Origin of the sequence: Olivibacter sp. SDN3, from assembly GCF_014334135.1 — a bacterium.
Taxonomy (GTDB): Bacteria; Bacteroidota; Bacteroidia; order Sphingobacteriales; family Sphingobacteriaceae; genus Olivibacter.
In genome coordinates, this window is the sequence record NZ_CP060497.1 from 118,214 (window position 1) to 130,856 (window position 12,643).

Sequence of the window (12,643 nt, forward strand, 5' to 3'; positions counted from 1 at the left end):
ATAACAATTTATCCTGATCCTTTTACTCGTCGTTGAATATCATCATCACCACGTTTCCTTGAGTGACTTTTTACCTGTTGCGTACCGAATCGATAAGAAAATGTGAGCATACCGATACGACTATCCAAATTGATATTTTCATGCATATCGATATGCCGATAGTTGATGTTTCGGATAAATGTACGCGTTCGGAACAGGTCGTTCACTACTAACTTAAGACTTGCTTTCTTATTAAACAGCTGTTGTTGCAGTCCACCCGAAACCACGTAGTATGCATCCCGCTCGAATAGACCATACACCGATTTTGAAAAATATTGGGCACCTAACTCTGCTGTAAGTCCATTTTTAATCGCAAAGGTATTTTGCGAATTTGCCGTGTATGTCCACACACTATTGTCGATAGTTCCTCCATCCTGTATTCCAGCGTATGCATTCTTGAAAAGATTAATGAAATTATTGGTAGACCACCAAGAAGTTAAGTCCTGATTCATTGTAAAGCTCATTCCGTAAAAGGTTAGCGACTGCAGATTCTGTGGACGCAGGATACTGGTATTTATTTCATCTATTTGTGTAACCACGCTGGTCATTACATCCTTCGTGCGACTAAAAAAAAGTGAAGTGATGTATTTGTCTTTCAAGGTGTAACTTAATTCGGCTGAGTGGGTAAGCTCTGGTTGCAGAAATGGGTTTCCTTCAAAAAAGAGAAAAGGATCTTGGAAAAAACGGAAAGGGTTCAAGGAGAAATAATCTGGGCGATCTATCCTTCTACTATAAGATGCCTGCAACTTATGGCGTTCTCCTAGTGGTTTTCTTATAAACAGACTGGGAAATAACTGGAAATAGTTTCTTTTCACTAAAGAATCCGTACTTAACTGGTGACCAGTGGTACCAGTATATTCCCCTCGCAAACCCACTTGAAACTCCAGATTACCCAAATTATGTTTATAGTTCAGATAGCCTGCATGGATCTGCTCCTTATAGATAAAGCGATTAGTCGTTTGTTGGTCGATCTCCCAATTACCGTTCCGGAGAGTATCATAGTTTGCGTTGTTATCTGCGTTCACTAAGCTGCTCTTCCAACCACCTTCTATCGAAATTCGTTCATTTAGTGTTCGACTATAATCAACTTTCCAAACAAATACGTTCGTTACTGCTGGAATATCACCTCTACGCATCGATAAATTGATCAGCTCGTTATTTAAGGGTTCAAAATTGGTCTGCAACAATTGATCGGCATCAAAAGAAGATCGAGAATAATCAACATCTGCCGACAGTTCGCTATTATTATCCCATTTATGAAGGAAGTTAATATTTCCCCCCAAACTATTCCACTTCTCTTCATTGTCAATATTGGTGAGCGCATTCGATAAAAGCTCTCCTCCCGGTTTGGTAATGATATTACGTGCTGTGCTGTAGCGACTATATGATCCGACGTTGCCGTTCAGTACCGCACCTACTACAGTATTATCTGAAAGATTAACATCAACACCAGCTTTGAAGTTGTTGGTCACCAGTGGCTCATCTGTTGTGGATTGCTGATTAGAAACTCGAGAGGGTGTTCCTGTTACCATCCCATCATAGAAGTTACGATTGAAGTTAAACGTTTCTTTCTCTCCACGAAAGGCATAATCGTAACTTACAAAGAAATTTGTTATGCCGTTACTGTAATTTAAGTTAAGCCCGACACCGTAACGGTCGTCCCGCCCTCTTCCATAATTCAAGTAAGTATTTCCATTGACACCTGCTTGTATATTTTTTTTCATTCGGATATTGACAATCCCGGAATTACCGGCGGCATCGTATTTGGCAGAGGGATTTGTTATCACCTCTACTGAAGCAATAGATGCCGAGGAAGTACCCCGCAACAGGTTCGTTAGCTCTTTCTGCGAGAGATACGTTTGTTTTCCGTTGATCATGACCATCACACCTTGCTTTCCTCGTAACGTAAGGTTACCGTCGTTATCGACCATTACGCCCGGTGCTCGCTCTAAAACTTCCAAAGCTGTATTTCCTTCCGCGAGGATACTGTTTTCTACGTTCATTATTATTCTATCTGCCCTTTGCTCAATTAAAGGTTTTTTCGCTGTGATAGTAACCGCCTCCAAAGCGGTATTGCTTTCCGTTAATATAATTTCACCATAGTCGTACGTAACCTGATCAGCACTTAAGTGGATTACTTCGCTTTGATACGCATGATAACCTAAACTACTAACGCTAAGCATATAGTTCCCGGGCGATACTTCCATGGAAAAAGCTCCGGTGGAATCCGTTATCACGCCTTTTATATGTTTTTTTCCCTCATTTGCCTCAATCAGTAACACATTTGCAAATGCTAAAGCTCCTGCCTCAACGTCCACTACTTTGCCTTTTATCTGCGCGAAAACAGTACTTCCACTGCAAATAAAAATTGTTGTTATAATCGCTATTTTATAAATAAACATCAATTAGTTATTAAGAATGATTTTAAATAATGCAAAGATATGTGAAGGAAAAGAAATATGAGCAACGCCAAACGGATTATTAATAACGCTTTAAGAACTAAATTGACAAAGCTTTACCGTCGAAACCTAATTTCTAGAATAGACTAACCTGAGATAGCTAAGGTCTGAGGAAAGGTTTGTTAGCAATACATCTGCATTCTTCAGAACCAAATTCAATTTAAATCGTTAAACAATAAGTATTTTAACATGAAACACAATTAATCTCAATAGGCAGATGACCAAGACAGCAGATTTATTTATAAAAGCATTAGAAAACGAGGGAGTGGAAGTTATTTTCGGGCTGCCGGGAGAAGAGAACATTGATTTTTTAGAGGCACTTAGAGACTCCAATATTCGGTTTATAGTCACAAGACACGAGCAATCTGCCGGCTTTATGGCTGCCACTTACGGACAATTAACCGGTAAACCAGGAGTAGTGCTGGCCACGCTAGGCCCTGGTGCAACCAACCTGATAACTGCGGCCGCTTATGCACAACTGGGAGGTAAACCTATGTTGATGATTACCGGGCAAAAGCCTATTCAAGAAAACGAACAGATCAGCTTCCAAATCGTAGATGTAGTGGGGATGATGATTCCGGTTACCAAGTTTTCTAAGCGAATCTCTTTTGGTTCTCAGGTACCTGCTATTGTACGCGAAGCATTTAGAATTGCTGTACGAGAGCGTCCGGGAGCGGTACATATTGAACTACCGGAAGATGTAGCACGTAAAAAAGTGGATACAGAGCCTTTTCAAGTAATTCCTGACCATTTCCCTCAAGCATCCGAGAGCGTAATCAAAGAAGCAATTACGATGATCCGTTCCGCAAAAAAACCGCTGGTTTTAATTGGAGCATCAGCTAACCGCAAAGATCTTTATGACCTATTAAGTGACTTCATTGAACATAATAGCTTCTACTTTTTTAACACGCAATTAGGTAAGGGGGTGATTAATGAACAATCCAGCTATTATTTAGGAACCGCTGCTTTGTCAAAAGACGATTTTATTCATGATGCTGTAAAACAAGCAGATCTCATTATCAATATTGGCCATGACGTGGCTGAAAAACCACCCTTCCTCATGAAAGAAGACGCACAGCGGGTTATACACATCAGCTATCAACCAGCAGTTATCGACGAAGTGTATTATCCACATTTAAGTGTGATAGGCGATATCGCAGCGGCTATCAACCAAATAAACAGTAAATTAGAGAACACGGTAAGCGACAAAGAATCACGCTCATATTTGGAAGAGCAAAGGCACATTTCACAAACATTAAACCGGTATAATAGAGATGATCGTTTTCCCATCTTACCACAGCGTCTTTGCAGTATCATTCGAGAAGAACTTGCTCCAGATGATATCGTCACACTAGATAACGGGATGTACAAGCTCTGGTTTGCCCGCCTCTATAAAACATATGAACCCAACACACTCCTACTTGACAACTCTCTAGCTTCCATGGGAGCCGGTTTACCATCAGCGATAGCGGCCAAACTGATTTATCCAAAACAAAGAGTAATTTCCGTTAATGGCGATGGGGGATTCTTAATGAATTCCCAAGAGTTGGAAACGGCCAAACGCCTTGGTTTAGATTTAACAGTCATTGTCGTACGCGATGATGCCTATGGGATGGTACGATGGAAGCAGGAATCTATGGGTCTGGATGATTTTGGGTTATCATACGATAACCCAGATTTTGTTAAATATGCAGAAAGCTACGGCGCTCAGGGATACCGACCCAATACCGTAACCGCTTTTCAAAAAACGCTACAACAATCACTTCACAAACCCGGAATTCACCTTATAGATTTGGCAATCGATTATTCATTCAATCAAAGGTTGGCCGAGGATGTTTAATGCTGGGTAATTTAAAAGCAGATAACCTTTAAAACACTCATGAAATGGGCACTTGTACCCATATTGATTTTATAAATTCCCTTTTTTCAACTCCTCAACTGCATAATTGACAGCTCTGGCGGTCATGGCCATATAGGTTAATGAGGGGTTTACGCAACCGGATGATGTCATAGCCGCACCATCTGTTACGAACACATTAGGTGCATCCCATAGTTGATTGCTCGCATTGAGAACGGATGTTTTCGGGTCACGGCCCATACGTGCGGTTCCCATTTCATGTATTCCCTGCCCCATAGCAAAGGTACTGCGGTAACCGCTTACCTGTTGCACACCTGCAGCTTCTAACATTTCCTTTCCCTCCCTAATAATGTCGTCAATCATCATCCTTTCGTTCTCCTTAATTTCGGCATCCATGGCCAATACCGGCAGCCCCCATTTATCTTTCACTTGTTGGTCGATATAAACGCGATTCTCATGATAGGGTAGAATCTCACCAAAGCCGGTGAGCCCGATAGACCAAACCCCAGGTTCACATAACTCCTCCTTGAGTAGTGTACCTATTCCCAGTTCAGCAACATCTCGCTGCCAACTTTCTCTTGAGGCACCACCCTGGTATCCAAATCCTCGTATATAATCTCTTTTATCGGCATTCAAATTCTGAAATCTTGGAATATATACACCGTTTGCCCGTCGTCCAAAAATATACTTATCATGATATCCCTCCACGACTCCTCTTGCACCGTTGCCTAAGGTATGGTCCATCACATTATGCCCCAGCTCTCCGGAACTGCTCCCAAGACCTCCTTCCCAGATGTCTGTTGCCGAATTCATCAATACCCAGGCCGAGTTGAGTGCAGATGCATTCAAAAAAACGACCTTAGCAAAATATTCATATGTTTGATTATTTTCAGCATCCAAAATGGTTACCCCTGTAGCTTTCCCAGAATCCTTATCATAAATGATATTGACTACAATAGACCATGGTCTAACAGTTAAATTACCGGTTTTCACCGCAGCAGGTAATGTAGAAGATTGCGTGCTGAAATAACTGCCGAAATTACATCCATTGGAACATTGATTTTGATACTGGCAATTTACACGGCCGTGTAATGGCTTGGTAATATTTGCCACACGCCCAATAATCATCCGTCGTTCGCCATTGTAATGTTTTTTTAAACGGGCTGCAACATCTTTTTCCACCACATTTAGTTCCATCGGAGGCAAAAAATCACCATCTGGCAATATATCCATACCTTCTTTACTGCCGCTTATACCGGCAAAACGTTCCACATAGGTGTACCATGGCGCAAGGTCTCTATACCGAATGGGCCAATCCACAGCGATTCCCTCTTTCAGATTAGCTTCAAAATCCAGGTCACTCAAGCGATAACTTTGTCTACCCCATATTAATGACTTACCTCCCACCTGATATCCCCTTACCCAATCAAAACGTTTTATCTCTACATAAGGATTATCCACTTCGTTCACCAAGAAATTAACGTTACCTTCTGTCATTGGCCAATAACGGGCTTGAATAGGATGATCGTGCAACATCTGCTGACTACGATTATTCCTGTAAGGGTATTCCCAAATATTTCTAGCTGCGAAATCGTAATCCTTAATATGCTCCACATTCCGTCCCCTATCCAATAGCAATGTTTTCAGTCCCTTTTCGGTCAGTTCTTTTGCAGCCCAGCCCCCACTTATACCCGATCCAATAACAATTGCGTCATATGCATTATCAGCTACCATGGTTTTTGTTAATTAGTTTATCTGTTATATTTTAGTAGTTCTCCCAATACCAACGTTTGCATAAATTAACATAACGCTAATAAATCCATCAGCTTCATTCTTTTTCAGATTGCGATATGTTTATGAACAGTTAGTTGCCGATATGTATCGGTATTTTCAAACTTAGATAAACTTTCGTTTATATACAACTCTCGGTAAGTAAAAAGAATATGTAATGGTAATTTCATTTATGCTATAATATCTATATATTTTTTCACGTTGGTATAACAAATTTTTATCTTGCACGTCTTAATGGTGTTTTGTTTGAAACATGCTGAGTAGAATTCTTTTTATCATTCCCATATGGATCATCGTAGATCTATATTTTTTTCAAGCCTTAAAAAGCGTTGTAGGTCATTGGCAACTACCTGCTAAACAAACCATTTATTGGGCATACTGGATGTTTGACCTATTGCTCATACTGTTCATCCTATACCTAAGTTTCATTGACTCAAAGATTATTCCGACACGTTACGGGTTCCTCTTCGTAGGTTTTGTATTTATCTCTATTATCCCAAAGTTATTTGCTTTACCTTTTCTGTTGTTAGAGGATTTGACCAGGCTAGGAAGTTATATTGTTCATTATAGCTCAGAAAAAACCTATCCAGAACGCCGCAGGTTTATAGGTCAACTTATACTGGGCATCAGTACCATTCCTTTTGGAGCAATCATATATGGTATGGCCAAAGGAAAATACAATTATAAAGTACATCGTAGCACACTATACTTTAAGGATTTACCCCAGACTTTTGATGGCTTTACTATTACCCAGCTTTCGGACATCCATTGTGGTAGTTTTACTGATCATACCGCAGTAAAACGGGGTATAGAGCTGGCAAACGCACAAAAAAGCGATTTAATGGTGTTAACCGGCGACCTTGTTAATAATGAAGCCGAAGAACTAGATGAATGGCAGAGCACTCTTGCCCGATTGAGTGCTCCTTTAGGCGTTTATTCTGTTTTGGGCAACCATGATTATGGTGATTACATCGCATGGCCATCATCAGACGCTAAGCAAGCTAATCTTAATCGTTTAAAAACCATGCAACGCGAGATGGGTTTCCGTCTGTTAATGGATGAGCATGTGAAAATTGAAAAAAACGGTCAGTTTTTTAACCTTGTCGGTATTCAGAACTGGGGCAAGAGTTTTGCTCAATATGGTGATCTGCACAAATCGATGCAAACCGTCGAAGAGAACACCTTTTCTGTGCTGCTGTCGCATGACCCTACACATTGGGAAGCTCAGGCATTACAACATCCCAAACCTATCCATCTCACATTGGCCGGACATACCCATGGTATGCAATTCGGCATTGAGATTCCCGGTTTGAGGTGGAGTCCAGTAAAATACATTTACAAACAATGGGCAGGCGTCTATAAGATAGGATTTAAATACATCAATGTTAACCGGGGTTTCGGTTTTATCGGTTTCTCCGGTAGAGTCGGGATCTGGCCAGAAATTTCTGTTATTACTTTACGAAAAGGATAAATAGGTATAAAATTTCAGACTGAATATTGTGCTTGGATAAAATAACGAACACTTCTAAAAAGCAATTACTGATTAAATTTATTTTCATCGGCGTTCGTGAATGTCACGCTTTTTGCCTAAGTTTACCTCACGGAAATGATGCCTTCCGACTGAACCGCCCTAAAAAGCTGATGGCGTCTACTGAATCAATGTATATAAGCAGCAAATGTGCTTATTGCATTTGTAGACACTTTATTAGCTTTATTATCATGGCACACAAGTTTCATCAATCTTTTGAACAAATTCGCATTTTTAAAAGCCTTGTCCGTTGGACGGTCATTCTTTTACCTGTATCAGTCAGTATAGGTTCTGTAGTTGCCTTCTTTTTATGGTTATTAAACGCAGCCACCCATTTTCGTTTTCAGTATCCCTGGCTTCTTTATTTTTTGCCATTAATTGGACTACTTATTCATTTTATCTACAAGTTTTGTGGTAAAACTTCCGAAAAAGGAAACAACCTCATTCTCGAAGAGGTTCATACACCTGGAGAAGGCATACCTAAGAGAATGGCACCAATCGTATTGGCAAGCACGGTGCTCACCCATCTTTTCGGTGGATCAGCGGGCCGCGAGGGCACCGCCGTGCAGATCGGAGGGAGTCTCGCTCAAATGTTCAGTAAATGGTTTAAGTTAAACGCTCAAGAAACCTCTATATTATTGACTGCGGGGATAGCCGCCGGTTTTGGAGCCGTTTTCGGGACACCTTTAACTGGTGCCATCTTTGCACTAGAGGTGCTCGCCATTGGTAGGATACAGTATTACGCAGTTTTTCCCTGTCTGGTAGCGAGTTTAGTTGGTGATCTGACAGTATCTGCATGGCAGATACACCATACCACTTACCGAATAGATACACTCGACATACCCAATTTATTCGAAACTTACTTTTCCTTAAACATATTACTTATGGTAAAGGTAGTGGTCGCTTCCATTGCTTTTGGTTTAGCAAGCCTATTGTTTGCACAATTAATCCATCGCTTGAGAAAATTTTTTCTAAACTTTATTTCACACACTTGGCTTATTCCTATTATTGGAGGTATAGTGATTATACTACTAACGGTTATTTTAGGGAAACCAGATTACCTTGGTTTAGGGGTGGATACAATATATCCTGGAGCAACCACAATTCCATCGGCTTTTACGGCGGGTGGAGCAGATACCTGGAGCTGGCTTTGGAAAACTATTTACACCGCCTTTACGCTTAGTACAGGCTTTAAAGGTGGAGAAGTTACCCCGCTATTTTATATCGGCGCTACTTTCGGTAATGTCTTGTCTATATTACTGAATGCACCTGTTAGCCTTTTCGCTGCATTGGGCTTTATTGCCGTTTTCGCAGGTGCTACGAATACACCGTTGGCATGCACCATCATGGGCGTCGAACTTTTTGGGGGGGAGTATCTGATTTACTTTGCCATTGCCTGTTATACCGCTTATTTTTTTAGTGGGCATTGTGGTATTTATAGTGCGCAAAAAACAGCCATACCGAAAGGGAAGCCCTATCATCGAGAAATTGATTAAAACAAATGTAGGAGAGGAATGCTAAGTGCAACTATTCCTAATGTAACACTCTTCATATTCGCCAACCACTTCAAAACCCATTTTTTTATAACACTTGATTGCTGCGTGGTTATCTGATTTCACATTTAATCCGATAAAATTAACACTTCTATTTAATTCTGCACAAAGTTTTGATACTAGCTTCGTTCCTATTTGCTGCCCTCGGTGATCTGGATGCGTTGCGATATTACCCAGGGCAGCTACCTTAAATTCAGCTGAATATACATGAACACCTGCAAGCCCCACTAATTTATTGTCGAGAAAATATCCAAAATACTTTTCCGTTTCCATCATTCGCTCATCAAACCAATTATCTGGATAAGCTATTGCATAAAAATTCCGAATTAACGACAGCTCATTTACTGTTAATCGCCTGATATTTTCATCCACTATTGTTAGCGCTTCTTTCTTTAATAACATTTTATAATGGAATCCATAATATTCAATTACATGCTTCCTGCCAAACACATCGATTAAATCAGGGCTGAGATGTGCCAAAAATTTGCCCGGAAGATTCGATTTAATCCGTTTCAATAATTCAACAGCATAATCTGCGTTATTTTCGTAAAACGTTAAAAGTGTTGGTATTTGCATACCGGTGTACAGCAAAGCGATAGATAGGATATCGTTATTCTTCACTAGGCCATACCAAATGGTTTTTGACCAGAAAAATTCATCCAAATCACCAATACAATATATTTGAATGGCTGTATTTTTCTTTAAAAAATTTAATATAGGTTTTTTGTTATGTAAGATCTGAATTTCCACTGAATATTAGCAGTTTTTTATATGTGTACAGTTTATCTCAACTTCTCAATGAGGTGTTTTAACTAGTGCCATCGACAAATATAATCCTATTCAAACTTAAACAAACCTGTCTTTACAGACAAAAGACAAAAGGTATGTCGAACAACATTCGTGTTTATTCACTTCCCTGGGGGGGCATACTTTTTTTCGGCATCATCAATAACCAATACCCAATCATTTCCTTCCCCTTCGGTTGGTGAGGTAAAAGCCATCCTATTCAACCGGTTCGCAGTTCCAATTTTCGCTATCTCTCCATTTTTCGGATTATACCACCAGGTTGTAATCTGTTTAGCCTTCGTGAAAGAAGTATTGACTTCTACCGTTCGGCCAATTGGTAGATAGATCATTGCATAACCATTTTCATCTCCCCGAAAAGCCTCTATATGTGTAGCATTTTCTCCTTTATCGCCCGCAACAATGGTGGAGTCGGGCACTCGCTTTTGCATCGGTCGCGATTCCATTAAATTTCGTAAATAACCTACTTGGAAAGCACCTGGACGATCCATTGCATTCCTCCAACCCCGATCGGCAAAATTAATAACCTCCTCCCGATCTCCCATAAATTGCCAAATGGCGTGATGCCCATAAGTGACACCACAAGCGCCGGCAAATACAGAACGGTAACACTGTTTTCTAACATCATAGTCGCGGAAGTACCCATTATCGGGATTCCATTTCGGCCAAGGGTTTACGGGATGATCTTCATAATTTGGCTCGGCATCTAGGGTAGGTTTTGAAGGATGCTTTTCTCTGTCATACTTTACGGTTTCCCAATTAGCTACATCTCGCCCACTTCCATGGCCTGATTGGAACATGTTTAAACCCAGCCATTTTTCCTCATGAAACCACTGAGAAGTAGAAATATTCCCTCCAGATGGATGATAGGTTATCAAGCAGCTGTCTTTAGTAGCTTCACTAATACCCCTTGCCATCGCTCTCCATAGTGAACGCCAGTCACCCTTATCGGCAATTGCAGGCCTATCACCCCCCAATATCCAGATAATGTTCTTATAAATTTTATAACGCTCTCCTAGCCATGCCCCATAGTGATATGCGTTTACCGTGTCAAAAACTACCGGTCCGACACCCCAATCAGGCGTTACCTTATCTCCCCATGTAGGCAGTAATCCTACAAACATATTCCGGTCTCCCGCCATTTCTATCGTGCTATCGATTATCGCAAAATATCGGTCGTTCGGCTTTGTTGGATCATCATTTTTGAAAGGAGTTTCTCCATATCTATTCGGCACATGTAGTCCATCAAATTCGGCCAAGGCGACAGCTTGAATAACAGTGAACCCTTTCGCCGAACGATTATCAAGGTATTCTCTTATTTCTGCTAAGTTAAGGCGATGAAACAATTCCCAGCCGGTATCTCCAAGCCAAAAAAAGGGGCTACCATCTTCATACTGGAGATCGTGTCCATTTGGCACAATTCGCATCTTCTTTTTATCTAAATCTTGTGCGATAAGCACGGCATGCGCCAAAAAGCTAAACGTAATTAAGATGAATTGTTTCATTTTTAAGTAGTATTGTTGATGAATATTTCTTCATTATTTAATTTCGTATTAAAATAAGCATTTATTTTTAACAGTCTACATAGCTCACATAAAGAGTAAACACATTTTAATACCCATTTTAGTCAACACACGTTGTCTTATTTAAAAAATATGTAATTAAACCTCTTTTTAAGATATTGCCGAGATTTTTCATCTCACGGTTATGTTCAAGATATCACTTTGAAACATGTCAACAAAAAAGTCAAGCTGACGAGGGACGATGGAGCGCTATATGTGCATATTAATGCAACGTAGCTTAATCAGCATGCATGCAGAAACGCATCACCTGCACGTTAAGCGCTACAGCGAAAGAGCGCTACCATAGATTTCTAGCGGATCAACTCAGTATCGTTCAAGGGGTGCCACAACATATGCTAGCTTCCTTTTTTGGGGATAACGCCGGAAACACTGAGCGGAGTGAGAAAACAAATAATCACCTGGAACCTATAACAAATATCTTGATCTATATCAATGGAAACGATCTTCGGTGCCTTAAATTCGTAATGTAATTACATGCGAAGGATAAAGATGATAAAAACAAAGGTAGCTTAATCCCGTTGGTACTGTGGGTAACGATATGGGTGCTCTGAAACAGATCGCAATCTTATTCAAGGCAATTACTAAATTCAACAAATAGCGTTCTTCTATGATTACGAAGTAGGTGGTTCATCGACGCTTCTACAGCATAAATAAGGTTCTCAAACATATGTATTTCTTTACAGATGGTTATAAAAACACTGCCTGTTGCAGATGATGTACATGCAACAGGCGTTTCCCAATAACCCTAGTATGTGCTAACCCTCTTCGTAGAGCCTGACAGCATTAACTCCGGCAAACTGAAGACTTTTCACAATATCCGACGCGCACAATCCAATTCCTTCAACAATCAGTAAATTATAAATAGAATCAAAGTCTACAGTCCATCGTTTTAAACCACTCACTTCTTTTAACAGTATGCCTATTCGCTCTATGCTTGATGGAGTTGTTAAACTCGTCTTAAATTTTAAAGTTTCCATAAGATTATAAGTTTTACTGTATACAATATATTTATTCTAAAGCCACATGTA

General features: G+C 40.2%; 9 protein-coding genes and 1 riboswitch. Of the genes, 4 read left to right on the forward strand and 5 right to left on the reverse strand.

The annotated features are described in order from the left end of the window. Nucleotides 1-8 precede the first annotated feature (8 nt). The gene (locus H8S90_RS00580) at nucleotides 9-2,441 is read right to left on the reverse strand and encodes an outer membrane beta-barrel protein (RefSeq protein ID WP_187340725.1); all 2,433 of its coding nucleotides are present in this window, start codon (nucleotides 2,439-2,441) and stop codon (nucleotides 9-11) included. Between the two features lie 274 nt (nucleotides 2,442-2,715). Here H8S90_RS00580 and H8S90_RS00585 point away from each other — a divergent pair, with 274 nt between their 5' ends. Further along, a complete protein-coding gene (locus tag H8S90_RS00585) occupies nucleotides 2,716-4,338 on the forward strand; it encodes an acetolactate synthase large subunit (RefSeq protein WP_187340727.1) in 1,623 nt (540 codons plus the stop codon). A 69-nt stretch (nucleotides 4,339-4,407) separates the two neighbouring features. On the opposite strand, the gene H8S90_RS00590 is transcribed toward H8S90_RS00585, so the two are convergent. Then, the gene (locus tag H8S90_RS00590) at nucleotides 4,408-6,090 is read right to left on the reverse strand and encodes a GMC oxidoreductase (RefSeq protein ID WP_187340729.1); all 1,683 of its coding nucleotides are present in this window, start codon (nucleotides 6,088-6,090) and stop codon (nucleotides 4,408-4,410) included. Nucleotides 6,091-6,400: 310 nt separating this feature from the next. On the opposite strand from H8S90_RS00590, the gene H8S90_RS00595 reads away from it, so the two are divergent. After that, entirely contained in the window at nucleotides 6,401-7,618 is a 1,218-nt protein-coding gene (locus H8S90_RS00595; protein WP_187340730.1) for a metallophosphoesterase, read from the forward strand. A gap of 122 nt (nucleotides 7,619-7,740) precedes the next feature. Continuing rightward, nucleotides 7,741-7,805, forward strand: a riboswitch (Fluoride riboswitch). 61 nt (nucleotides 7,806-7,866) lie between these two features. Further along, nucleotides 7,867-9,171 carry a voltage-gated chloride channel family protein gene (locus H8S90_RS00600; protein ID WP_187340732.1) on the forward strand — a complete coding sequence of 435 codons (1,305 nt, stop codon included), beginning with the start codon at nucleotides 7,867-7,869 and terminating at the stop codon, nucleotides 9,169-9,171. A gap of 21 nt (nucleotides 9,172-9,192) precedes the next feature. Here the strand turns inward: H8S90_RS00600 and H8S90_RS00605 are convergent, their stop codons facing one another. Together H8S90_RS00605 and H8S90_RS00610 are read right to left on the reverse strand one after the other, a co-directional pair. Then, a complete protein-coding gene (locus tag H8S90_RS00605) occupies nucleotides 9,193-9,978 on the reverse strand; it encodes a GNAT family N-acetyltransferase (RefSeq protein WP_187340734.1) in 786 nt (261 codons plus the stop codon). 158 nt (nucleotides 9,979-10,136) lie between these two features. After that, on the reverse strand, nucleotides 10,137-11,537 hold the full coding sequence (locus tag H8S90_RS00610; protein WP_187340735.1) for a glycoside hydrolase family 140 protein: 1,401 nt from the start codon (nucleotides 11,535-11,537) through the stop codon (nucleotides 10,137-10,139). 308 nt (nucleotides 11,538-11,845) lie between these two features. Here H8S90_RS00610 and H8S90_RS00615 point away from each other — a divergent pair, with 308 nt between their 5' ends. Further along, nucleotides 11,846-12,085, forward strand: a complete 240-nt coding sequence (locus H8S90_RS00615; RefSeq protein ID WP_187340736.1) for a hypothetical protein — start codon at nucleotides 11,846-11,848, stop codon at nucleotides 12,083-12,085. Nucleotides 12,086-12,370: 285 nt separating this feature from the next. Here H8S90_RS00615 and H8S90_RS00620 read toward each other — a convergent pair whose 3' ends face one another. Next, nucleotides 12,371-12,592, reverse strand: a complete 222-nt coding sequence (locus H8S90_RS00620; RefSeq protein WP_187340737.1) for a hypothetical protein — start codon at nucleotides 12,590-12,592, stop codon at nucleotides 12,371-12,373. Nucleotides 12,593-12,643 lie beyond the last annotated feature (51 nt).

What these genes read in the sequence shown, in the direction of transcription:
- H8S90_RS00580 (WP_187340725.1), bottom strand. Translation starts at nt 2,441, where the DNA reads ATGTTTATTTATAAAATAGCGATTATAACAACAATTTTTATTTGCAGT.
- H8S90_RS00585 (WP_187340727.1), top strand. Translation starts at nt 2,716, where the DNA reads ATGACCAAGACAGCAGATTTATTTATAAAAGCATTAGAAAACGAGGGA.
- H8S90_RS00590 (WP_187340729.1), bottom strand. Translation starts at nt 6,090, where the DNA reads ATGGTAGCTGATAATGCATATGACGCAATTGTTATTGGATCGGGTATA.
- H8S90_RS00595 (WP_187340730.1), top strand. Translation starts at nt 6,401, where the DNA reads ATGCTGAGTAGAATTCTTTTTATCATTCCCATATGGATCATCGTAGAT.
- H8S90_RS00600 (WP_187340732.1), top strand. Translation starts at nt 7,867, where the DNA reads ATGGCACACAAGTTTCATCAATCTTTTGAACAAATTCGCATTTTTAAA.
- H8S90_RS00610 (WP_187340735.1), bottom strand. Translation starts at nt 11,537, where the DNA reads ATGAAACAATTCATCTTAATTACGTTTAGCTTTTTGGCGCATGCCGTG.
- H8S90_RS00615 (WP_187340736.1), top strand. Translation starts at nt 11,846, where the DNA reads ATGCAGAAACGCATCACCTGCACGTTAAGCGCTACAGCGAAAGAGCGC.
- H8S90_RS00620 (WP_187340737.1), bottom strand. Translation starts at nt 12,592, where the DNA reads ATGGAAACTTTAAAATTTAAGACGAGTTTAACAACTCCATCAAGCATA.